Source organism: Roseateles asaccharophilus (genome assembly GCF_031458115.1).
GTDB lineage: Bacteria > Pseudomonadota > Gammaproteobacteria > Burkholderiales > Burkholderiaceae_C > Pelomonas > Pelomonas asaccharophilus_A.
This window is the reverse complement of sequence record NZ_JAVDXV010000012.1, coordinates 48,830-71,059: the sequence shown is the minus strand read 5'-3', so window position 1 is coordinate 71,059 and position 22,230 is coordinate 48,830. Positions and strand designations below refer to the sequence as shown.

The following is a 22,230-nucleotide window of genomic DNA, read 5'->3' as shown; positions in this document are numbered from 1 at the left end:
TGCCCGGTCAGGGCACCAGCGTCTTCGCCGTCGCCAACTCCGGCCGGAGCTTGATCAAGCCCTCCATCACCTGCTCCGAGAAGAAGGCCGCGCCCCTGGGGCCAACGTGGGTGCGGTCGAAGCGCGGCGGCGCCTCGGCCAGCGTGTCGGCGGCGGCCTGGCCCATCGCGGCGACCGCCGCGTGGCTGATGGCGTTGACGTCCAGCACCGGCACGCCCTGCTCGGCGCCGACCTTGATGATGGCCTCGGCCCAGGGGCGCAGGTCGTTGGGCAGCTCGCCGGCCTTGAAGGTGCGGCGGGTCAGCGGCGTCATCAGCAGCACGTCGCCGCCTGCCGCCTTCACATCCTTCACATAGCCGGCCATGTTGGGGCCGAACTCGGTGGCAAGGTCGGTGGAACGGCCAGGCTTGCCGGGCTGGTCGTTGTGGCCGAACTGGATCAGCACCAAGGTCTTCTGCTTGGCCGCGCCGCCTTCGTTCAGCAACGCCATCACGGTGCTCCACAGCCCCTCGGCACGGAAGCTCATGCTGGAGCGGCCACCGCGCGCGAGGTTGATGCAGGCGACCTGCTGGAAGCGCGCACACAGCGCATTGCCGTAGCCGCTGCGCGGTGCCATCGTGGAGTCGCCCACAAGGATGAGACGCGGACCGGTAGCGACGTTGGCGGTGGTCTCTCCACGCGGTGCGGATGCCGCGGGCGCGGTCTGGGCGGAGGCCGTCAGGCACAGGCCGGCGGCGACGAGGGGCAGAAGCAGTTTCTTCATTTGGCGAGGGCTGGCCAACCAGCCTTGGGAGTCATGTCGTCGAGGTTCCAGTCCTCGGCCTTGAATGCGCGGCGCGTCTCGGCGTGGCGCGGATAGCCCAGCGCGTTCTCGACCTCGGAGTCGATGAGCTTGCCCTTCCCCTGCGCCATGTCGGCCAGCAGCTTCGCATCCAACGGGTCGCGGGCCCAGGGACGCGCGCCGACCAGCGCCGGCAGTTCGCGCCCGAGGTCGGCGGCCGGGCGGAAGGCCAGGCCGGCGGGCAGCTCGGGCTTGGCCGCGACGATGATCTTGCCGCTGGTCTGCGCGCTGTTGCCCAGCAGCGGCACGACGCGGCCCTGGTTGTCGTGCGCGAGGTTGTCGGTCATGTGCAGTTCCAGGTCGCCCTGGCCCAGCATCGTGAAGAACGGCGTGCCGGCCACCGTGCTGGGGCCATGGCGCAGCGCGTTGCCCACCAGCGTCAGCTTGCCGTTCTGCCAGGGCTGGCCGGTCCACTCGTTGGCCAGCAGGTTGTAGTGCACCGCACGGTCACCGGGGTTGAAGATGTAGTTGTTGACCATCGCGCCCTGCGCGCCGCCCTTGAACAGCGCGTTGCGCTGGCGGTTGGACACATAGACGTTGCCGTACAGCAGCACCTGGCTGGTGTTGTCGTGGATCAGCGAGCCTTTGCTGTGCTCACCCTTCTCGTGCACCGAGTTGCCCAGGCCCTCGTAGATGAGGTTGTGGCTGTAAGTGATGCGGTGCGACGTGGCCTTGCGCCACTCCTCGGGTGTCTTGCCCTCGAAGCGCGGACCGGAGGCGGACAGGTTCTCGTCGGTGGCCCAGGAGAAACTGCAGTGGTCCACGATGACATCGCGGGCGCCACCGATGCCGGAGATGGCGTCCTGGTCACCGCCTCCCTTCTTGGGCCGGCCGAACTCGCCGGGGCGGAAGCTCAGGTGCTGGATGACCACGTCGTGCGTCGCGATGGTGGTCTCGGCCTTCAGGATGTGGATGCCGGGCTCGGGCGCCGTCTGGCCGGCGATGGTCAGGAAGGGCTGCGCGATCTTCAGCGGCTTGCCCGCCATGTCGATGACGCCGCCGACCTCGAACACGACGATGCGCGGACCCGCCGCGGCGATGGCTTCCGCCAGGCTGCCGGGGCCCGAGGAAGCCAGCGTGGTGACCTTGATGATGCGGCCGCCGCGGCCGCCTTCGGTCTGGGTCCAGCCCTTGTGGACGATGGCCGCATGGGCGGGTGCACTGGTCTGCGCTGCGGCACCGCCGCTGACGCACCACAAGGCGCTGGCGCAGGCCAGCAGGGACACGGCGTGGGTTCTGATGGACATGGAGGGGACGCTTGAAATGAAGAAGCGCGCAAAGTCCGCGAGAACCTTGCGCGCGCCATCAGCAGGTCGTTCGGTTTAGAAGAACGTGTACTCGGCCGAGAACCGGAAGGTGCGGCCCAGGATGTCGGCACCGCTGGTCAGGTAGCCACCGCTGTAGGTCGTGTTGGCGGTCAGCGGCGGGTTCACGTCGGTGATGTTGTTGATGCCGAAGCCCAGCTTCAGGCTCTTGAAGCCCGAGTAGGACGCGCTCAGGTTGTACTGCTTGTAGGCCTTGACCTCGGTGTAGTTGGAACCGGCGCGCGGCGTCAGGTCGGTCAGGCCGCTGCTGTAGCGCTGCGACAGCTGCGTCGACCAGTTGCCCAGGCGCCAGTTGACCGACGCCGTGTGCTTCCAGCGGTAGACGATCTGCTGCATGGTGGCCAGGCCGGCGTTGGGGCCGGTGAACTTGCCGTCGCCGGTCAGGATGCCGATGTTGTCGTAGAACTCACCGCCCTTCTCCACCGAGAACGCGTACTTGTCGTAGTAGGTGCCGTCGAGCTTGAAGTTGAAGGTGCCGTAGCTGGGCGTGCGCAGCTGGTAGGTGGCGGCGATGTCCAGGCCGCGCATGTTCATGCCGCCACGGTTGGCCTGGCTGGTCAGGATGTAGTTGATGGTGCCGTCGGCATTGCGCAGGATGTTGGCGGCGTACTTGGCCGGTGCCGACTGCACCTCGGCCAGTGTCAGCGCGCCCAGCACGTCGTCGATGCGGATGCCCCAGTAGTCCACCGTCACCAGCAGGCCCTTCAGCGGCTCGAACGCGCCGCCCACCGCCCAGCCCTTGGACTTCTCGGGCTTCAGGTGACTGTTGTCGGGCGACTTGGTCCAGTAGTTGGTCGTGACGTTGCAGACCTGCGCCGCCGTGAAGCCGCTCACCGGCGTGCCGGTGTTGGCAATGGTGGGCGTGGGGCTGGGGCACAGCACCGGGTCATCCATGGCCACCTGGCGCACTTCCGGCGTCGGGTTCTGGATGTCCATGATGGACGGTGCACGGAAGCCCGTGTTCGCCGACGCGCGCAGCATCAGCTCGGCGGTGGGCTGGAAGCGCACCGACAGCTTGGGGTTGACCGTGGTGGTCTTCAGGTCGCTGTAGGTGTCCGAACGCACGGCGCCGTTGATGGTCCACTGCTTGGTCAGCGGCGCATCGAGTTCGACGACGGCGGACTTGATGTTGCGATGCAGCTTGGCGGCGACGCCGGTGGGGTTCTCGCCCACGATGTCGTCCTTCAGCACAACGCCGGCGCTGCTGATGTTGTAACTGCCGTCGGCCAGCTTGCCGACATAGTCCAGCGGCGCGGCGCTGACCTTGGCCTCGTCGCGGCGCAGCTCGCCGGTGATGGCCAGCGTCAGCGGGCCACCGCCCAGGTCCATCAGCTCGCGCGTCAGCGTCGCGTCGACGGACTTGTTGAAGGCCTCGTTCTTGCGATAGATGTAGTCGCGCAGCTCGATGCTCTTCAGGTACTCCAGGCCGGCCGCATCCTGCGGGCCGAACGGGTTCAGGATGCCCTTGGTGAAGCCTTCCTGCGCCTTGCTGTAGAGGATGTAGCCGCCGCCGGTGCGCGTGTCACGCGTGGAGTGGCCGTAGTTCAGGCCCACGCGGTAGTCCCAGTTGAAGGCCGAGCCTTCGGCGCTCAGCACCATGCGGTCGTTGAGCTGCTGGTCGTTGCGGTAGGCATTGCCCAGCTCGCCCGGGCCCCACGTGAAGTAGACCAGGCGGTTGTTCATCCGCAGCGGGCTGACCACACCGGGCGTCTTGACCGGATCGATGTACATCGCCGGTGAATTGGCGCCGGTGTTGCTGCCCACCACGTTGACCAGCGGTGTGATGCCGTTGCCAGGGTAGAACTTGCTGGTGGACGGGATGTTGTAGGTCGTCGCCGGCTCGTTGCTGCTGGGCAGCTGCATGCCGCGGTACTTCTTGACCGTGAAGTCGGCATGCGCCAGCTCCAGCGTCAGGCGGTGCCCCTTGCCCAGATTCAGCGTGCCCTTGCCGTAGAGGTTGCTGATGCGGCTGCCGTCGCTGACGGCGGTGAAGAAGTTCGGGTCGCGGTAACAGCCGGCGTTGCTATAGGTGGCCGGCGTCGCGACGCTGCCGGCGCCCAGCGTAGGCAGCGAGTAAGGCGCCACGCAGCCGGTGGCGAAGCTCGAGTTGTAGTTGCTGTTGGCCGTGGCGCTGAAGCCGTAGTTCGCAATGGGGCTCTGGTTCTTGTTGCTGGGGGTCAGCAGCAGGCCCAGCTGGTTCAGCGCGGAGCCGTCGAACAGCTCGGGCCGGTCGCCCTGCATCAGGGCTGACTTGGTCTGATAGTCCATCGTGCCGTACACATTCCAGCCATCCGTGCCCAGGTCCCCGATGCCAGCGATGAAGCCCACGGCATTGGTCTGGCCGCGCGGCGAACGCTCCGGCGCGTTCAGCTCGACCTTGATCTTGGCGCCCTTGAAGCTGGTCTTGGTGACGTAGTTCTGCACGCCGCCGATGGCGTCGGAGCCGTAGATGGACGAGGCGCCGTCACGCAGCGTCTCCACGCGATCCAGCGCCATGCGCGGGATCACGTTGGCCGACACGTACTGGTCCTGCAGCGGCTCGTTGGCCATGCGGCGGCCGTTCAGCAGCGTCAACGTGCGCATGGGGCCCAGGCCACGCAGGTTCAGCACCGGGCCGGCCGCACCGGAGTTGGTGCCCAGCGACAGCGACTGCGGCAGTTCCAGGATGAGGTCCTTCAGCTCGGTATGGCCCCGCGCGTCCAGTTCTTCCGTCTTGTTGACGGACACCGACAGCGCCGTCTCGCCGGACAGCCGCTTGATGGACGAACCGGTGATCTGGATGCGCTCCATCGTGACCGGCGCAGCGGTCTCCTGGGCCTGGGCGGCGCCGAAGAGGCTGAGCACGGCGGCGGCGCACAGCGTCAGGCTGGTGCTGGGGCGAAGCTTGGGGTTCATCATGTCTCCGTTGGTTTGTCGTTCGTGAGGTCAAGGCGGTGCGGCGCTCAGGGCGCCGGCACCCAGCCACCGGGCGCACCGGTGGCGATGGTGGAGTTGTGGAAGATCTCGGCCCGCGTCGTCAGGCCCGCGGCGGACCCGAGCTGCTTGGCCAGCGGGACGTTGGTGGGCATGCCGCCGACCTTGACCGAGGCCACGCCCAGCCGGGCGCTGACGTCCAGCGGCGCGCCGGCGAGGTCCATGCTGCCGAACTCGCGCCAGCCGGCCGTGTCGGTCGTGCCGCCATCAACCGTGCCGGCCCACGATGGCGGGTTGCTGCTGCAGGCGCCCGTGCCGGTGCCGGTCTTGCTGGTGCCGGTGCCCACGCACCAGCCCACCGGCAGGATGTGCGAGCCCATTCGGGTGTTCACGAACACGATGTTGTCGGTGTAGGTCGTTGCCGTCGTGCCGCCGCTGCGCGCCAGGTAGGCCTGCGTCACGCCGGGGCCGGCGGTCAACTGGCTGTTCAGGAACACAAAGCCCTTGTCGCCCGCGGTCGCACGCGCCTGCAGGATGTAGCCGGGCGAGCTGCTGGCCGTGTCGGCCACGGAGCGGATCTCGCAGTCCTCGAACAGGCTGGCCATCACGCTGCCCCAGATGTAGTCGACGTTGCCGGCGACCAGCGACTGGTAGATCCAGTTGTAGCCCTTGAGCTGCAGCGTGTCCTGCTGGCTGAGGAAGTTCATCTGCCTGGCCACGAAGCGCGCGGCCGCGGCCGTCGTGCTGGTGTTGAAGTACAGGGCCTCGGCCTGGTTGTCCCACGTGCTGGCGCGCTCGTGCGGGTTGTGCAGCGTGAAGTTGGACAGCGTCAGCAGGTCGGAGCTTTCGACCAGCAGCGCCGAGCGGCCGCCGCCCAGCACGCGATGGCCCAGCGTCTTGCCCGAGGTGCTGAGCGCCGTGCCGGCCGTTGCGCTGCTGGCGCCGCTGCCGGAGTTCATGGACTCGAAGTTCACGTCCCCTACGACGACGCCGTCGCGGCTCTCGCCGACGATGCTGAGGTTGGACACCTTGCGCAGCACGTTCAGCTCGGCGTAGTTGCCGTTGGCCAACTGAATGGTCTTGGGCGTGGCCACCGTGTTGCAGCCATAGCTCGCCGGGCTGTTCGTGGAGCAGTGCTTCATGACCCAGTTCAGCGCGCCTTGCAGCGTGCGGAAGTCGGCCGTGGTGCCGCTGTCGTCCACCTGCAGGCTGGTGTAGCTGGCGGGCGCGGCGCGGGTCGTGAACTTCCAGTTGTCGGCCTTGCTGATGCCAGCGAACGCCGCGCCCTTGATGGTGCCCACCAGCACGGACGCATCCACCGTCACGTAGTAGGTGGTGTTGAAGTCCAGCTTGTTGTTGTGCAGCTTGATGCCGGCCTTGCTGCCGCTGACCGTCAACGGGCGGTACCAGACATAGCGCGCGAACGTGGCGCCGTCGGGCATGGAGCCCAGCCCCAGCGCGTCGATCTCGAGGTTGGTGCGGGCCAGCACGGTCTGCGTGTCGGTGGCCGACGGCGCGGTGCCGACATCGATGGTGTCGACCAGTTGGTCATCGCTGGCGCGCCAGACCTTGATGGTGCCGCTGCTGCCGATGCTGGGCGGCGCGTCGAAGGCCAGCGAAAGCCGCGTGTCGGTCGGAACGCCGGTCTCGTTGCTGGCCGGCGAACGCGCGCCGGCGATCTCGCCGACGTTGCCGTTGCCGCTGATCTGCGTCGTCAGCTTGCCGGCGCCGGCCTGCGCCAGCGCATTGGCCTTGACCAGCGCCGTGGGCCGAGGCTTGAACGCATAGCCCGGCGTGAAGGCCGTCCCGGCCGCCACGCTGCAGGCGCCCAGCGCGGCGCCGTTGAGCGTGGAGCCCGTGTCCTTGAACACACCCGTGCGGTCGCTGCTGGCGTAGCTGACGACGTTGTCGCAGCCGGCCGCACCTTCGACGGCGAACACATTGGCGTTCGACAGGATGTTGGCCGCCTTGCCCACGCCCACGCTGGTGCTGTGCGGATAGGAGCTGGCCGACTTGCTGCCGCTGAAGTAGTTGTTGAAGACGTGGACCTGGCCGAAGCGCACGCGCGGCACGCGTTGCGTGACGCCATCGAACACGTTGTTGGCGATGGTCACGCGCAGCTTGCCGGCGTCGCTGGTCAGGCTGTCCGAACCGCCGATCAGCATGTTCTTGTCATGCTTGGTCAGCACGTTGTAGCTGACGGTGATCAGGTCGGCGCCCTTGGTGATGTCGATGGCGCCGTCGTGGCACTGCCGTGTCTTGCCGTTCTCGACGGGCAGCGTGTCGTCGGTGACCGGCGCATCAGTGATGGTGTTGCGGTCTATCCAGACCTGCGTGGACGTGACGATGCCGATCGCGTCGTAGGCCGAGTTCCAGTTGCCGGTCGAACCGTCGGTCGGGTCCCAGATGGGGCCCACGTCGCAGGGCGCGACGATGTGCAGGTTGCGCACGATGACCTGGCTGACGCCGGTGATGTCTATCCACGCGTTGACGAAACCGGCGCCCGGGCCCTCGCCGATCAGCGTGGTGTTGCTGCCCAGCTTCACGCGGCCGCGCGCCTTCTGGTCGGCGGTGTTCGCGAACGGCGTTCCGTCGGCCATGTCGATGGTGCCGGCCACCTTGATGATCTTGGGCAGGTTGCCACCGTTGGTCAGCGCGGCCAGCAGCTCGGCACGGTTGCGCGCCGTGTAAATGTGGTCGGGCGTGGCGGCGCTGCCGCCCACGGTGCCGGCCCCCCAGCCGTCGGCCGGAGCGGCCTGCAGCGCGGGGTCGGTCGCGGCAAAAGCCGGCGAGGCCAGCAGCGCGGCCAGCGCCAATACGTGGCGCGGCTTCATGCGCGCCTCCGGGCGCGGCGCAGGCCGGCGACCAGGCCCAGACCGGCAGCCATCATCAGCAGGGTGCCGGACTCGGGGACGGCGCTGACGTTGAGTTGCGCCGAGACCTGCCCGAACTCGGTGGCGAACTGCGCGTCGGTCAGCGTCAGACGGATGCTGTTGTCGCTGAGCACCTGCAGGCTCAGCGTGCCGCCCGTCATGCCGGTGACGTCCAGCGGCTGGAAGCTGGCCAGCGGGCTGGCCAGTCCGGCGAAGCTGAAGGTGAACTGGTATTGGCCCGGCAGGCTGAGCGCGCCGCTGTTGTTCCAGACCTGCACCTCGCCGTTGGTGAAGAAGTCGATGCCCACGGCGGCATCGCCGCTGAGGAATTCGAGATCGGCGGCCGCCAGCGTTGTCACGTGGCTGCCGGCCTCGTCGGCGAAGTCATGATCCAGGCCCAGCAGCGTGGCCGTCACGCCACTGACCTGGCCCGTGATGACCGTGCCGGCTGGCAGCTTGTCGGCCGCGTGAGCCGCCCCGCCCGCCGCCAGTGCAGCGACCAGCGCGGCCGCGATGATGAACCTCTGCATGGGTTTGTCTCCGTCGTGGTGGGCAATGCACTGCCTCAGCGCAGGCGCCTGCCGACTCTGTGATGTGTTCTCGGGGTCTGCGACCCTTCGTGGGAACAAGGGGCAAGGACGCTCGTCCATGCCCCTTGGGTGCGTCCAGCCGTTGCGGCTTAGAACTTGTAGCGACCGCCGATGATGAATTCGCGGCCGGTGTAGTTGTTCACCACCACGTTGTCCATGCCGCGGGAGATGAACTGGTCGTTCGGCTGGTTGGTCAGGTTGGTCGCCTCGAAGGTGACTTCCAGCTGCTTGTTGACCTTGTAGCCCATCGACAGGTCGACGTTGAAGGTCTTCTTCTTGCCGGCCACGTCCTGGTTGTTGCCAGCCGGAACGGTGGTCAGAAAGTCCGAGCGCGAGGACGTCGAGACGCGGCCGCTGAAGGTGCCGTCGTCGTAGTAGACCGACAGGTTCCACGAACGCGGCGACAGGTTGACCAGGTCTTCCGTGACGGTCGCGGCGCCGACACCCGTGGCCGACAGCACGTACTCCATCTTCGACTTGACCTGCGTGTAGTTCGCCAGCACGCCGAAGTTCTTGCCCCAGCCCGGCAGGAAGCTGAAGGGCTGCTGCACGTTGATCTCGAAGCCGCTCAGGTTGCCGCCGGGCGAGTTGACCGGAGCGCTGAAGCGGAAGATCTCGTCACCCGTGAAGTTGCTGGGCAGCAGGGACATCGGCAGGCCGCTGTCCTTGTAGGCCATGTCGAAGCCCTTGGTCAGCACATAGCTCTTGATCTTCTTGTGGAACAGGCCCAGGCCCACGAAGGCGTTCTTGGCGTGGTACCACTCGAGGCTGGTGTCCAGCGTCGTGGCGCGGAACGGGTCGAGCTGCGGGTTGCCGCCGGTGTAGCTCAGCGTGCCGGTGGTGGACAGCGTGCCGCCCGGGTTCAGGTTCTGCAGCGGCGGGCGCGACATCACCTTGGCCGCCGCCGCGCGCAGCATCAGCTCGCGGGTCAGGCTGACGGACACGTTGGCCGAGGGCAGCCAGTCCTTGTACTGGCGGTCGGCCGTCACCAGGCTGCCGCCGCCGGTGGCGAGGTAGCCCGCGGCATTGATGTCCGTCTTCACGTAGCGCGTGCCGACGTTGCCGCGCACGGGCATGCCACCCAGGCGGGTCTCGAAGTCGGCCATCAGCCAGGCGCCGGTGTCGGTCTCGACGATGGAGCGGTTGCCGCCCCGGGCGTTGCCGTTTGTGATGGACGTCAGGCGGAAGTCGCCGGGGCCGCCGGCCACGCCGGTCTTCAGGCAGTTGCAGTAGATGTCGTAGGCGGCGGCGATCGCATCCAGGTTCGGGATGACCCAGGACGTGATGGAGCCGGCGGGCAGGTTCTGGCCCTTGCCGAAGTCGCTGACCGTGGTCACCAGGCTGGCCGGGATGACGTTGGCCGGCAGCGTGTTCATCGTCTCCACCGTGCGGCGGAAGTCATAGCTGTCGAAGCTGAACTTCTTGTAGCTGACGCCACCCTTCAGCGTCAGGCCGTCGGCCACTTCCCAGGCCACGTCGCCGGTCAGCACGTCCTGCTTGTTCGTGACGCCGTTCGGGCGGATGCGGATCTCGCTGGGCGTGAAGTTGGTGATGCTGGTCGATCCCACGGGAACGCCGTAGATCTTGAAGCCACCGTTGGCGTCGCCCGGGTTCAGGTTGCCGTAGCCCAGCAGCGGCGCGCGGTCGTCGCCACGGGCGTCGAACACATAGCCGTCCACGTTGGGCGCATCCAGCGTCGTCGTGGTCTGGATGGGGTTGTTGAAGCGCGACTTGGCGCGGCCGCCACGCAGCGTCACCTTGATGGTGTCGCCGATGTCCTGCTCCAGCGTGATGGTGGGCTGGGTGAACTCGGTGCTCAGCACGTCAAAGCGCGACTCGGAACGGATGTCCACGCCGTTGAACTTGCCGTAGACCATCTGGCCGGCGGAATTGAACTCGGCCGCCAGCACGCTGGTCTGCTGCTTGCCGCCGGCCGTCAGCGCGCGGCTGAAGGAGATGGCTTCCAGGAAGTCTTCCTGGCGCGTGGCTTCCAGCTTGGAGTACAGCATGTCGGCCGTCAGCAGCGTGGTGTCCGACAGGCGGAACTGCAGCGAGCCGGTCAGGCCCAGGCGCTCCTGGTCATGCGTCAGGCGGCCGTAGCGCGGCAGGCGCGGATGGAAGTTGGTGGCCTTGCTGGCCTCGTTGTAGGCGGCCAGGTATTCCGGCGTGTTGGGCAGGCGCGCCACGCCTTGGGCGGCTGGGCCGCAGGTGGTGGCGGTGGATCCGGTCGGCAGCCCGGTCGTGATGCCTTGCGGTGGGCACCAGCCACCGCTGGACGGGCCGTTGTCCCAGCGCACGGTGCTGAAGCCTTCTTCGTAGACCTTGCGCTTGGAGTACGCGCCGGACAGCAGCGCGCCGACCTTGCCATCGGCGAAGGTGTTGGAAATCAGGAACGAGGTCTTGGGCGTGACCTTGCCGCGCAGATCGTTGTAGGTGCCCTTCACGGCCACGGCGGCCGCGAACTTCTTCATGTCGAAGGGGCGGGCCGTCTGCAGGTCGATGGTGGCGCCCAGCGAGCCCTCGTCCACATCGGCCGAGCTGCTCTTGCGTACCGTCAGCGAGTTGAACAGGTCGGCGGCGAACACGTTGAAGTCGAACGCGCGGGTACGGTTGGCGCCGCCGGAGCTGTCGGTGCCGCCGGTCGTGGCCAGCGCCTCGATGCCGTTGATGCGGGTGCGGGCGAAGTCGCCGCCCAGGCCGCGCACGGTGATGTTGCGGCCTTCGCCGGCGTCACGGTCGATCACGACGCCGGGGATGCGCTGCAGCGACTCGGCCAGGTTGGTGTCCGGGAACTTGCCCATGTCCTCGGCCTTGATGACGTCGACGATGCCCTTCTCTTGCCGCTTGGCATTCAGTGCGCTTTCCAGCGAGGCGCGGATGCCGGTGACCGTCACGGTCTCCAGTTGCTGGTTGGAGGGCTGGGTCTGCGCCCAGGCCGGGGCGGCGATCAGGGCGGCGGCCAGAGCCACGGGGCTCAAGGCGGGACGGAATGCGGGCATGAAGGTCTCCTGGTGCAAAGGTCGCCTGGGCACGGGGCTGGCAACTCTGGGGTCTGGGGCGGGTTTATGGCCCGGGCGCACGCAGGGCACCCGACGGTGTTTTGACCGGCGCCGCTGCAGTGCGGACGCTGGTTGGGCCAGGGCGGCTATCGCCACCATGACAACGTAAACAGGCTGTCACCGAATGTGTCTGTGAGCTTGCTTGTAGACGATGATAGGGGGAAGCTGGCAAAATCGGAACATCGGTTCACTAATTAGAAACCATGATTCCGCAACACTTGCACGACCTCTAAAGTCGGCAAACCGAATTTTTGGAACCGCGTTTCAACCATCCCGGTACAACGGTTCCGCGTTCGGCGCGGTTCACATCTTCAGCAGGATCCACGCTGATGTGAACCGGGCCTCCCCCAAGCGGGCGCTCAACCCGTGAACTAATTTGCCCTGATCGGATAACAACACCATGGTGCTTCAGAACTTCAGCCTGGCCGGCAAGACGGCCATCGTCACGGGCTGCAATACGGGCCTGGGCCAAGGCATGGCCCTGGCGCTGGCGCAGGCCGGTGCCGACATCGTCGGCGTCAATGTGTCAGAGCCCGACGAGACCAAAGCCGCCGTCGAAGCCCTGGGCCGCAAGTTCCTGGACCTGCGCGCCAACCTCGGCGACATCAGTTGCATCCCCGATCTGGTCGCCCAGGCCAAGGCGCTGAACGGCGCCGTGCACATCCTCGTCAACAACGCCGGCATCATCCGCCGCGAGGACGCCATCAAGTTCTCGGAAGCGGACTGGGACGACGTGATGGACCTGAACCTGAAGTCGGTGTTCTTCCTGTCGCAGGCCGTGGCCAAGCAATTCATGGCCCAGGGCAGCGGCGGCAAGATCGTCAACATCGCCTCCATGCTGAGCTTCCAGGGCGGCATCCGCGTGCCTTCCTACACCGCCAGCAAGAGCGGCGTCATGGGCATCACGCGCCTGATGGCCAACGAGTGGGCCTCGCACGGCATCAACGTGAACGCCATCGCCCCCGGCTACATGGCCACCAACAACACGGCCGCGCTGCGCGCCGACGAGCAGCGCAACAACGCCATCCTGGAACGCATCCCGGCCGGCCGCTGGGGCAAGCCCGAGGACCTTGGCGGCCCGGTGGTGTTCCTGTCGTCGTCGGCATCCGACTACATCAACGGCTACACCGTGGCTGTCGACGGCGGCTGGCTCGCACGGTGACACTTGCCCCTCGCCCAGCCTCGCCTCGCTGAACGCGGGCGAGTCTGATCGATCCCCGAGGGGATGGCGATGCTTGCGGCATCGAGCCGCAAGCACATCGCCCGGCGGGCCGGCTTGGGAGCGGCCCGGCGCTCGGCCCGAAAACTTCTCGCGCCGCCGTGCCTGGCGAGTCGGTGCGAACGAGGATGAAGACATGAAAGCCACCGAACGCAAATTCGACTTCGTCACGCATGCGGACCCCGACACCGGCGCCCGCGTCACGCGGCTGACGCCGCCGGACGTGACCTGCCATCGCAACTACTTCTATCAGAAGTGCTTCACGAACGATGGCCGCAAGCTGATCTTCGGTGGCGAGTTCGGCCCCAACCCCAGCCCGAACTGGAACTACCACCTGCTGGACCTGGACACCCAGCGCTGCGTGCAGCTCACCGACGGCATCGGCGAGAACACCTTCGGTGGCTTCCTGAGTCCCGATGACAGGCACCTCTATTTCGTGCGCGACAAGCGCCAGTTCATCCGTCTGGAACTGGCCTCGCTGACCGAGGAAGTGCTCTATGTCGTGCCCGACGACTGGGTCGGCTATGGCACCTGGGTCAGCAACAGCGCCTGCACCAAGATCGTCGGCATCGAAATCGCAGCGTCCGACTGGTTCCCGCTGAACACGTGGCAGAAGTTCAACGAGATGTTCCACGCGCGCCCGCTGTGCCGCCTGTTCAGCGTGGACCTGGCCACCGGCAAGCGCACCGTCATCCTGGAGCAGCGTGGCTGGCTGGGCCACCCGCAGTACCGGCCGTTCGACGACAACACCGTGGCCTACTGTCACGAAGGCCCGCACGACCTCATCGATGCGCGCATGTGGTTCATCGACGAGAACGGTACGAACCGCCGCTGCGGCAAGGAACACGGCGAGGGCGAGAGCTGCACGCACGAGTTCTGGGTGCCGGACGGCAGCGCGATGATCTATGTGTCGTACAACGACAAGTCGCCCGAGCGCTGGATCTGCAGCCTGGACCCGGTCACGCTGGAGAACAAGGTGCTGACCACCATGCCGCAGTGCTCGCACCTGATGAGCAACCACGACGGCACGCTGATCGTCGGCGACGGCGTCGGCAAGGTCAGCCTGGACAACACCGCCAGCAACGAGATGCTGGTGGGCGACCCCTATCTGCACCTGTTCGACCTGAAGGCCGGCACGACGCGCAAGATCGCCCGCCACGACAGCGGCTGGGGCGTCTACAAAGACGACCGCCAGGTCACCCACCCCCACCCCAGCTTCACGCCGGACAACAAGCAGGTGCTGTTCAGCTGCGACAAGGAAACCGCCTCCAAGGGCTACGAGCCGGCGCTCTACCTGGTCGACCTGTGAGGTTCGTCGCCCTCGTCCTGGCGGGCGCGGTACTGACCGCCCAGGCCCAGCGCCCGCAGCTGAGCGCCGAACAGGCCGCCGCGCACACGACGGCCGCCTACCTCGGCGACTGGACGCCCGCGCCGCTGGCCGACCTGAGCCCCGCCGCGCCCGACTTCATCGTCAGGCCTGGCGAATCCGTGCAGGCCGCCATCGACAAAGTGCCGGCCGAAGGCAGCAGGCGCTGGATCATCCAGATCCAGCCCGGCACCTACCGCGGCCCGCTGTGCATCAAGGACAAGGCGCCGCTGGCCCTGGTCGGCGCGCCGCTGGACGCGGCCGCCGTCGTGCTGGTGGACAACCGCTTCTCCGGCAAGGCCAAGGGCGAGAACGAACCCGCCCACCCCTGCTGGCCCGAGCTGGGCAAGACCACCATCGGCACCAGCGGCAGCACCTCCATGCTGGTGCAGAGCAACGACGTGCAGCTGCTGCACCTGACTGTTGCCAACGACGCGATGGACGCCGGCCGGCACGGCGGCGCCTTCCCCGCCGAGGTGGGCGAGAACGGCGGCGCGCAGGCCGTGGCCCTCACGCTGACCGGCGACCGCATCCAGCTGGAAAACGTGCGCCTGCTGGGCCACCAGGACACGCTGTACGTGAAGCGCGCCAAACCCGACGCGCCCGCTCGCCAGCTGATCCGCCACAGCCTCATTGCTGGCGATGTGGACTTCATCTTCGGCGCCGCGACGCTGGTCATCGAGCAGTCCACCATCCTGACCCGCGCCAACCGCCGCAAGCCCGGCCAGGGCGGCATCGTCCTCGCGCCCAGCACGCCGCCGGGCTTGAAGCAGGGGTTCCTCGTCACACACAGCCGCATCGTCGGCGAGCCTGGCATCAACCCCGGCGCCACGGCGCTGGGCCGTGCCTGGGACGCGGGCGTGAAGGCCGGCACCTGGACGGCCGGCGTGAGCCCTGACGGCATGGCCGTCGTGCGCGACAGCGACCTCGGCGCGCATGTGGGCCCCTGGTCGGCCAGCACCTCGCGCCGCCCGCCCGACGCCAGCCGCCTGACCGAATTCAACAACCGACAGCCATGAACTTCACCCGTCGCGACCTGCTGGCCCTCGCCGCCCTGCCCGCCCTGGGCGCTCGTGCCAGCACGCCGGCTGCAGCAGGTGCTCCGCTGGGCTGGGCCGGTGTGGGCAAGACCACCGGCGGCAACGGCGCCCGCCCCGAACACGTGTTCGACGTGCGCGACCGCGCCGGCCTGGATGCCGCGCTGAAGCGGGGCGACGTGCCCAAGATCATCCGCGTGCACGCGCTGATCGACCTGGGCCCAGGAGGCGCCGAGTCCTTCCGCGACCCCGCCTTCAGCTTCGACGCGTTCGACCGCGCCTTCGACCCCGCCACCTGGGGCCGCGTCGACCCCAAGGGCCCGCTGGAAGACGCCCGCGCCCGCTCCGCCAAGCGCCAAGCGACGGCCATCGTCGTGCGCGTGCCGTCCAACACCACGCTGATCGGCGTCGCGCCCGGCGCCGGCTTCCAGCACGGCACGCTGCTGCTGGACAAGGTGGAGAACGTCATCGTGCGCCACCTGGACCTGTCCGACGCCTACGACCACTTCCCCGCCTGGGAACCGCGCGACAACGGCCACGGCGAGTGGAACTCCGAGTACGACCCGCTGAGCATCACGGGCGGCGCCCGGCGCGTGTGGGTGGACCACTGCAGCCTGAGCGACGGCAACCGCCCCGACCACCTCGAACCCGTGCGCCTGGGCCGCCGGGTGCAGCACCACGACGGCCTGCTGGACATCACCCACGGCGGCGACCTGATCACCATCTCCTGGTGCCGCTTCAGCAGCCACGACAAGACCATGCTGATCGGCGGCGACGAGAAGCACACCGAGGACATCGGCAAGCTGCGCGTCACGCTGCACCACAACCACTTCCACGGCTGCAAGGAGCGCACGCCGCGGGTGCGCTACGGTCGCGTGCACGTCGCCTGCAACCTGTTCAGCGCCGACCACGCCGACGACTTCGGCTACTCGCTGGGCGTGGGCTACCAGTCGCAGATCGTCGCCGAGTCCAACAATTGGCAGCTGCCGCCCGGCATAGCCGCCAACCGCCTGATCCGTCGACTGAAAGGCAACGCCCTCACCGACCGCGGGGGCAACCGCCTCAATGGCAACCCCGTGGTGTTGGCGGGCGAAGGCCTGTCGCCGGACGTCGGCTGGCGACCGGAAGACAGCTACGACACCGCCCTGCTGCGGACGGCCGACGCCAATCGTCTTGTTGAGCAAATCCGCGCTGGCGTGGGCCCCCGCCCGGTCTGAGTCAGAATCCACCATCCGGAACAAGCGCCCGAAAGAATCAAAACGATGGATGAAGACATTGGCGACTCAAAGCAGCCCGAATCGGTCGCCGCGGTTCTCAAGGTGTTCGCCATCCTGAACGCCCTGGGCGAACGCAGCGACATCGGCATCACCGACCTGTCGGTCCGGCTGGCCATGCCCAAGGCGACGGTCTACCGTTTCCTGCAGACCATGAAGGGCCTGGGCTATGTGCGCCAGGAGGCCGACAGCGAGCGCTACGGCCTGGCCATGCGCATGTTCGAGATCGGCGCCAAGGCCCTGCCCTCGCCCGACCTGGTGGACCTGGCCAAGCACCACATGCAGATGCTGGCCGACGCCACCGGCGAGACAGTCCACCTGGGCAACTTGATCGACAGCGAGATCATCTACATCCACAAGGTGGACTCGCGCCACATGCTGGGCATGTACTCCCGCGTGGGCCGCCGCGCGCCGCTGCACTGCACGGCCATCGGCAAGGTACTGCTGGCCTGGGAACACCCGGCCCGCCGCGACCGCATCCTGGACGGCGCCGTGTTCACGCGCTTCCGCGACAAGACCATCACCGAGCGCCCGGCCTTCCTGGCCGAACTGGAGCAGGTCAAGAAGCAGGGCTTCGGCGAGGACCGTGAGGAGTTCGACGACCACATCCGCTGCCTGGGCGTGCCCATCTTCGACCGCCTGGGCCAGCCCATCGCCGGCATGAGCGTGTCCTTCCCGACCTTCCGCTTCGACGTGGAGAAGGCGCCCGAGGTCGTCAAGATGCTGCAGACCGCCAGCCGCGAAATCTCCGAGAAGCTGGGCTGCACCAAGTACCCGATCTCGATCTGAGCGCCCTGCGTGTGAGGCACTCGGCCTTCGAGCATCAGAGGTGCCGACGCAGTCGGCGCGCCCTGGCTGCCAGCACTACCAGGCCGGCCGTCAATGCCCAGACCGTGCCCGGCTCCGGCACTGCGGCCACAGCGGCGAAGCGGTAGTCCAACCCGCTGTCACTAACGCTGAGCGCCGTGAACTCACCGATCAACTGGCCACTGGCATCGCGCAGCTCGCCGATGCCGCCCCAACCCATCGTGTGGCTGAGATCAGCCGCGAAGGCGCTGCTGGCGGACGACCCACCCAAGCCGCCCTGGCTGGCATAGAAGTCGTAGCCCACGCTGGCGCCCGAGTAGACGTGTCCCAGCATGCTGAACGTGATGTTTTGGCCGAAGATGAACTCGATGGTGTAGAGCTGACTGCCTGCGCCGCTGCCCGTCACCGAGCTGTGGATGACGCCGGCCTGGTTCTCGGAGACCGACTCTCCACGCAGCCACTCGACGTAGCTCGGCTGTACCTGGCCAGGCACCCACCCCGCGTTGACGCCCCCGCTGGTGTCCCAGGCCGCATTTCCGGACCAGCCGCCCACGCCGCCGCCGGGGGTACTCGTGCTGTACGCGCCGCTACCTCCGATGCCTCCATTGACGTTGATGGCGAAGGTCATCGTGCCGTGCGCGCCGGCCCCACACAGGCCGGCGCTCGCGCAACCCGGGACGTTGATGACGAAACTGTCGCTGATGCTGCCCCAAGCCGAACTCCCGCCCGTGCCGACGATGGCGCCACCATTGGTGCTGATCATCGCCGCAGAGCTCTCGGCCAGCAGATGGATGGCACCCCCGCCGGCCGTGGCGGCCGACTGGCTGCTGCCCCAGCCGTAGCCACTGCTGAAACCGCCCGGCGTGACGGTCTCGTCCTGGTAGGAGTTCACCGCCCGTGACTGCCCCGCTGGGCCGCTGCCCGAGTCGTTGTTGGTCGGGCCGGGACGGTTGATCGTGCCGCTGGCCGCGTTAACGCCGACGCCATAGGTAGCGGCTGTCGCAGGCGGCATGATCAGTACCAGCGGCGCAACAGCCGCAAGCAGGGATGACAGACGGTACTTCATGGGAACCCTTTGCACGGGTGGTGGCCGCCAATTGTGAAGATCCTGGGCAGAGCCCTCCACCCCTAGCCATATCTCTGTCGCCCCTGGGACGCGGGGGACTACCGAGGCAATGCTTCAATGGCAGCTGTTTGTTGAACCGACAGCCCGCCATGAGCCAAACCAACCGCCAGATCGTCCTCGCCTCGCGTCCCAAGGGCGAGGTCAGTCCCGACAACTTCCGCCTGGTCGAGGCCGCCCTCGCGCCACTGGCCGACGGCCAGGTGCGCGTGCGCAACCACTACCTGAGCCTGGACCCGTACATGCGCGGCCGCATGAACGACAGCAAGAGCTATGCGGCCTCGCAGGCGCTCGATGAAGTGATGATTGGCGGCACCGTCGGCGAGGTGGTCGAGTCCAGGAACGACCATTTCAAGGTCGGCGACAAGGTCGTCGGCATGGGCGGCTGGCAGGAGTTCCAGACCGTGGACGCCAGCCAGCGCGGCGTGCTGCAGAAGGTCGACACGGCGCACATCCCGTTGTCGGCCTACCTGGGCGCCGTCGGCATGCCCGGCGTCACGGCCTGGTACGGCCTCGTGAAGATCATCAACCCCAAGGCCGGCGAGACGGTGGTCGTCAGCGCCGCCAGCGGCGCGGTCGGTTCGGCCGTGGGCCAACTGGCCAAGGCGCGCGGTGCGCGCGCCGTGGGCATTGCCGGCGGCGCCGACAAGTGCCGCTACGTCGTCGAGGAACTGGGCTTCGACGCCTGCATCGACTACAAGCAGCACGGCGACGTGAAGTCGCTGTCGGCCGCGCTGAAGGCCGAATGCCCCAACGGCATCGACGGCTACTTCGAGAACGTCGGCGGCTACATCCTGGACGCCGTGCTGCTGCGGGCCAACGCGTTCAGCCGCATCGCGATGTGCGGAATGATCTCCGGCTACGACGGCCAGCCCATCCCTATGGCCGCGCCGCAATTGATCCTCGTCAACCGCATGAAGGTCGAAGGCTTCATCGTGTCGGAGCACATGGAAGTCTGGCCCGAGGCGCTGAAGGAGCTGGGCGGCCTGGTCGCTACCGGCAAGCTCAAGTACCGCGAATCGATCGCCGATGGCATCGCCGCGGCGCCCGAGGCCTTCATGGGCCTGCTCAAGGGCAAGAACTTCGGCAAGCAGCTGGTCAAGCTCATCTGATGCGCTGGACCTGCCTGCCGTTTGCCGAGCTGAGCGTGCAGCAGCTCCACGACGTGCTGCAGCTGCGCTCTGAGGTCTTCGTCGTCGAGCAGAACTGCGTGTTCCTCGAGATCGATGGCCTGGACCCCAAGACCTCGCACCTGCTGGGCCGTGGAGATGACGGCGAGATCAAGGCCTATGCGCGGCTGATCCCGCCGGGCGTGAAGGCGCCCGACGCGCTGATCGGCCGCGTCGTCACATCGCCCACGGCGCGCGGCGGCGGCACCGGCCGCCTGCTGATGACCGAGGCCATCGCGCAATGCGAGCGCCTGTGGCCCGGCCACGCGATCACGCTGCATGCGCAGGCGCACCTGGAGCGCTTCTACGACAGCTTCGGTTTCACGCCTGTCGGCGAGCAATACATGGAAGACGGCATTCCCCACGTGGAGATGCGCAAGGAGACATGACCTTGAAAAAGACCGCAGTCATCACCGGCGCCGGCTCCGGCTTCGGCCTGGAAACCGCCCGCCTCGCCGCCCAGCGCGGCATGAACCTCGTGCTCGTGGATGTGCAGGCCGACGCGCTGGACAAGGCGGCTGCCGAGTTCACGGACGTGGAGGTTTTGTCCCGCGTCGTCGACGTCGCCAAGGCCGACCAGATGGAGGCGCTGGCCGCCGCCGTGCAGCAGCGCTTTGGCGCGCCGCACTTCGTCTTCAACAACGCGGGCGTCGGCTCCGGCGGGCTGATCTGGGAGAACTCCTTAAGCGACTGGGAATGGGTCATGGGCGTCAACGTGATGGGCGTCGTGCACGGCGTGCGCCTGTTCACGCCCCTGATGCTGGCCGCCGCCAAGGCCGACCCGGCCTACTCGGGCCACATCGTCAACACGGCGTCCATGGCCGGCGTGCTGAACCCGCCGAACATGGGCGTCTACAACGTCTCCAAGCACGCGGTGGTGGCGCTGTCCGAGACGCTGTACCAGGACCTGTCGCTGGTGACGGAGCAGGTCCACGCGTCCGTGCTGTGCCCCTTCTTCGTGCCCACCGGCATCAGCCAGAGCCACCGCAACCGGCCGGCCGAATTCGCCAGTGCCAAGCCCACCAAGAGCCAGTTGATCTCGCAAGCCCAGACCGACAAGGCCGTGTCCTCCGGCAAGCTGACCGCGGCCGACGTCGCGGCGCTGGTGTTCGACGCCATCGACCACAACAAGTTCTACATCTTCAGCCACCCGCAGGCGCTGGCCGGCGTGCAGACGCGCATGGAAGACGTGATGCTGCAGCGCAATCCCACCGACGCCTTCGCCGACCGGCCCGAGATCGGCGCCGGGCTGCGCGCCAAGCTGCGCGCCGAGTAGCAGCGCAGACAATCGGGGCATGAGTTCCCCGATTTCCATCGCCATCATCGGCGGCGGCCCCGCCGGCCTGATGGCTGCCGAGGTGTTGGCCGCCACCGGCCACGCCGTGACGGTCTATGACGCCAAGCCCTCCGTCGGCCGCAAGTTCCTGCTGGCCGGCAAGGGCGGCCTGAACCTGACCCATTCCGAGCCGTTCGAGCCCTTTGTGGGCCGCTTCGGCGCGCGCGCACCTCAGATCGAGCCGCTGCTGCGCGGCTTCGATGCCGATGCGCTCCGCACATGGGCCGCCGGTCTGGGCGTCGACACCTTCGTCGGCACCTCGGGCCGCGTCTTCCCCAAGGACTTGAAGGCCGCGCCGCTGCTGCGCGCGTGGCTGCAACGGTTGCGCGCCCGCGGCGTGAAGTTCGCGATGCGCCACCGCTGGACGGGCTGGAGCGACGACGGCGCGCTGCGCTTCGACACGCCCGACGGCGAAAACCTCACCCGACCGCAGGCGACGCTGCTGGCGCTGGGCGGCGCCTCCTGGCCGCAGTTGGGTTCTGACGGCGCCTGGGCGCCGTGGCTGGCTGCACGCGGCGTGGATGTGGCGCCGCTGCAGCCGGCCAATTGCGGCTTCGACGTGGGTCCGACGACGGCACATTCCGCTAGCCCCGGCTGGAGCGAGCGCTTCGCCACCGAGTTCGCCGGCCAGCCGGTCAAGCCGGTCGCACTGGCCACCGACGGCTTTGCCAGTCGCGCGGGTGAATTCGTCATCACGGCCAGCGGCATCGAGGGCTCGCTGGTCTACGCCGCTAGCAGCGCGCTGCGCGAGCAGATCGCCCGCGCCGGCCATGCAACGCTGCAACTGGACCTGCTGCCGCAGCTGACGGCCGAGCGCGTGCTGGCCGAGGTGAAGCATCCGCGCGGCAGCCGCTCCCTCTCCTCGCACCTGAAGAGCCGGCTGCATCTGAGCCCGCTGAAGATGGGCCTGTTGCACGAACTGCTGACGCGCGAACAGATGCTGGATGCGGCCACGCTGGCCGCAGCGTTGAAGGCGCTGCCGCTGACGCTGCATGCGCCGCGGCCCGTGGCCGAGGCGATCAGCACCGCCGGTGGCGTGCGCTTCGAGGCGCTTGACGACGGCCTGATGCTGACCGCCCTGCCCGGCGTGTTCGTCGCCGGCGAGATGCTGGATTGGGAAGCGCCGACCGGTGGCTATCTACTGACGGCCTGCTTTGCCAGTGGCCGCGCTGCCGCGCAGGGGTTGGCTCACTGGCTGGCCTCGCGAGCCTAGCGAGTCCATCCCACAAACCGCGGTGCCGATTTCACGGTGCCGGGGCGCATCGCCTCCATAGACTTCGGCGTCATCGTCTAACGGT

At 67.7% G+C, this 22,230-nt stretch carries 16 protein-coding genes; 9 read left to right on the top strand and 7 right to left on the bottom strand.

Going from position 1 to position 22,230, the window contains the following annotated elements; all coding sequences use genetic code 11:
• Nucleotides 1-7: 7 nt before the first annotated feature.
• From J2X21_RS25245 to J2X21_RS25220, 6 genes are all read right to left on the bottom strand, one after another.
• Nucleotides 8-763, bottom strand: a complete 756-nt coding sequence (locus J2X21_RS25245) for a GDSL-type esterase/lipase family protein (RefSeq protein WP_310332904.1) — start codon at nucleotides 761-763, stop codon at nucleotides 8-10.
• The gene (locus J2X21_RS25240) at nucleotides 760-2,088 is read right to left on the bottom strand and encodes a pectate lyase family protein (protein WP_310332903.1); all 1,329 of its coding nucleotides are present in this window, start codon (nucleotides 2,086-2,088) and stop codon (nucleotides 760-762) included. The genes J2X21_RS25245 and J2X21_RS25240 overlap by 4 nt, the downstream gene beginning before the upstream one ends.
• Before the next feature lie 75 nt (nucleotides 2,089-2,163).
• Nucleotides 2,164-5,061, bottom strand: coding sequence for a TonB-dependent receptor domain-containing protein (locus J2X21_RS25235; RefSeq protein WP_310332902.1), 2,898 nt, complete (start codon nucleotides 5,059-5,061; stop codon nucleotides 2,164-2,166).
• Nucleotides 5,062-5,108: 47 nt separating this feature from the next.
• Nucleotides 5,109-7,913, bottom strand: a complete 2,805-nt coding sequence (locus J2X21_RS25230) for a pectate lyase family protein (protein WP_310332901.1) — start codon at nucleotides 7,911-7,913, stop codon at nucleotides 5,109-5,111.
• Entirely contained in the window at nucleotides 7,910-8,482 is a 573-nt protein-coding gene (locus tag J2X21_RS25225) for a PEP-CTERM sorting domain-containing protein (RefSeq protein WP_310332900.1), read from the bottom strand. Before J2X21_RS25225 ends, J2X21_RS25230 begins: the two co-directional genes overlap by 4 nt.
• 149 nt (nucleotides 8,483-8,631) lie before the next feature.
• Nucleotides 8,632-11,541 (bottom strand): TonB-dependent receptor, encoded by a 2,910-nt coding sequence (locus J2X21_RS25220; RefSeq protein ID WP_310332899.1) that lies wholly within the window; start codon nucleotides 11,539-11,541, stop codon nucleotides 8,632-8,634.
• A 460-nt stretch (nucleotides 11,542-12,001) separates the two neighbouring features.
• Here J2X21_RS25220 and kduD point away from each other — a divergent pair, with 460 nt between their 5' ends.
• The 5 genes from kduD (at nucleotide 12,002) to kdgR (ending at nucleotide 17,286) form a co-directional block, all read left to right on the top strand.
• On the top strand, nucleotides 12,002-12,763 hold the full coding sequence (gene kduD, locus J2X21_RS25215) for a 2-dehydro-3-deoxy-D-gluconate 5-dehydrogenase KduD (RefSeq protein ID WP_310332898.1): 762 nt from the start codon (nucleotides 12,002-12,004) through the stop codon (nucleotides 12,761-12,763).
• Between the two features lie 193 nt (nucleotides 12,764-12,956).
• A complete protein-coding gene (locus J2X21_RS25210) occupies nucleotides 12,957-14,129 on the top strand; it encodes an oligogalacturonate lyase family protein (protein ID WP_310332897.1) in 1,173 nt (390 codons plus the stop codon).
• On the top strand, nucleotides 14,126-15,205 hold the full coding sequence (locus J2X21_RS25205) for a pectinesterase family protein (RefSeq protein WP_310332896.1): 1,080 nt from the start codon (nucleotides 14,126-14,128) through the stop codon (nucleotides 15,203-15,205). Before J2X21_RS25210 ends, J2X21_RS25205 begins: the two co-directional genes overlap by 4 nt.
• The gene (locus J2X21_RS25200; RefSeq protein WP_310332895.1) at nucleotides 15,202-16,440 is read left to right on the top strand and encodes a pectate lyase family protein; all 1,239 of its coding nucleotides are present in this window, start codon (nucleotides 15,202-15,204) and stop codon (nucleotides 16,438-16,440) included. Before J2X21_RS25205 ends, J2X21_RS25200 begins: the two co-directional genes overlap by 4 nt.
• Before the next feature lie 45 nt (nucleotides 16,441-16,485).
• Nucleotides 16,486-17,286: a DNA-binding transcriptional regulator KdgR gene (gene kdgR / locus J2X21_RS25195; RefSeq protein ID WP_310332894.1), complete on the top strand. Its 801-nt coding sequence runs from the start codon at nucleotides 16,486-16,488 to the stop codon at nucleotides 17,284-17,286.
• A gap of 34 nt (nucleotides 17,287-17,320) precedes the next feature.
• Here kdgR and J2X21_RS25190 read toward each other — a convergent pair whose 3' ends face one another.
• Entirely contained in the window at nucleotides 17,321-18,316 is a 996-nt protein-coding gene (locus tag J2X21_RS25190) for a PEP-CTERM sorting domain-containing protein (protein ID WP_310332893.1), read from the bottom strand.
• A 203-nt stretch (nucleotides 18,317-18,519) separates the two neighbouring features.
• Here J2X21_RS25190 and J2X21_RS25185 point away from each other — a divergent pair, with 203 nt between their 5' ends.
• From J2X21_RS25185 to J2X21_RS25170, 4 genes are read left to right on the top strand one after another with little or no spacing between them, the layout of a single operon-like run.
• Nucleotides 18,520-19,539, top strand: coding sequence for an NADP-dependent oxidoreductase (locus J2X21_RS25185; protein WP_310332892.1), 1,020 nt, complete (start codon nucleotides 18,520-18,522; stop codon nucleotides 19,537-19,539).
• A complete protein-coding gene (locus J2X21_RS25180) occupies nucleotides 19,539-19,985 on the top strand; it encodes a GNAT family N-acetyltransferase (protein WP_310332891.1) in 447 nt (148 codons plus the stop codon). The genes J2X21_RS25185 and J2X21_RS25180 overlap by 1 nt, the downstream gene beginning before the upstream one ends.
• Before the next feature lie 2 nt (nucleotides 19,986-19,987).
• A complete protein-coding gene (locus J2X21_RS25175; RefSeq protein WP_404666577.1) occupies nucleotides 19,988-20,872 on the top strand; it encodes an SDR family oxidoreductase in 885 nt (294 codons plus the stop codon).
• A gap of 19 nt (nucleotides 20,873-20,891) precedes the next feature.
• Nucleotides 20,892-22,145: a TIGR03862 family flavoprotein gene (locus tag J2X21_RS25170; RefSeq protein WP_310332889.1), complete on the top strand. Its 1,254-nt coding sequence runs from the start codon at nucleotides 20,892-20,894 to the stop codon at nucleotides 22,143-22,145.
• Nucleotides 22,146-22,230: the final 85 nt, after the last annotated feature.

Bases quoted from the DNA above. Each gene is read 5' to 3' on its own strand.
- J2X21_RS25190 (WP_310332893.1), bottom strand. From the start codon at position 18,316: ATGCCGCCTGCGACAGCCGCTACCTATGGCGTCGGCGTTAACGCGGCC.
- J2X21_RS25225 (WP_310332900.1), bottom strand. From the start codon at position 8,482: ATGCAGAGGTTCATCATCGCGGCCGCGCTGGTCGCTGCACTGGCGGCG.
- J2X21_RS25185 (WP_310332892.1), top strand. From the start codon at position 18,520: ATGAGCCAAACCAACCGCCAGATCGTCCTCGCCTCGCGTCCCAAGGGC.
- J2X21_RS25230 (WP_310332901.1), bottom strand. From the start codon at position 7,913: ATGAAGCCGCGCCACGTATTGGCGCTGGCCGCGCTGCTGGCCTCGCCG.
- J2X21_RS25210 (WP_310332897.1), top strand. From the start codon at position 12,957: ATGAAAGCCACCGAACGCAAATTCGACTTCGTCACGCATGCGGACCCC.
- J2X21_RS25170 (WP_310332889.1), top strand. From the start codon at position 20,892: ATGAGTTCCCCGATTTCCATCGCCATCATCGGCGGCGGCCCCGCCGGC.
- kdgR (WP_310332894.1), top strand. From the start codon at position 16,486: ATGGATGAAGACATTGGCGACTCAAAGCAGCCCGAATCGGTCGCCGCG.
- J2X21_RS25220 (WP_310332899.1), bottom strand. From the start codon at position 11,541: ATGCCCGCATTCCGTCCCGCCTTGAGCCCCGTGGCTCTGGCCGCCGCC.
- kduD (WP_310332898.1), top strand. From the start codon at position 12,002: ATGGTGCTTCAGAACTTCAGCCTGGCCGGCAAGACGGCCATCGTCACG.
- J2X21_RS25235 (WP_310332902.1), bottom strand. From the start codon at position 5,061: ATGAACCCCAAGCTTCGCCCCAGCACCAGCCTGACGCTGTGCGCCGCC.
- J2X21_RS25200 (WP_310332895.1), top strand. From the start codon at position 15,202: ATGAACTTCACCCGTCGCGACCTGCTGGCCCTCGCCGCCCTGCCCGCC.
- J2X21_RS25245 (WP_310332904.1), bottom strand. From the start codon at position 763: ATGAAGAAACTGCTTCTGCCCCTCGTCGCCGCCGGCCTGTGCCTGACG.
- J2X21_RS25180 (WP_310332891.1), top strand. From the start codon at position 19,539: ATGCGCTGGACCTGCCTGCCGTTTGCCGAGCTGAGCGTGCAGCAGCTC.
- J2X21_RS25240 (WP_310332903.1), bottom strand. From the start codon at position 2,088: ATGTCCATCAGAACCCACGCCGTGTCCCTGCTGGCCTGCGCCAGCGCC.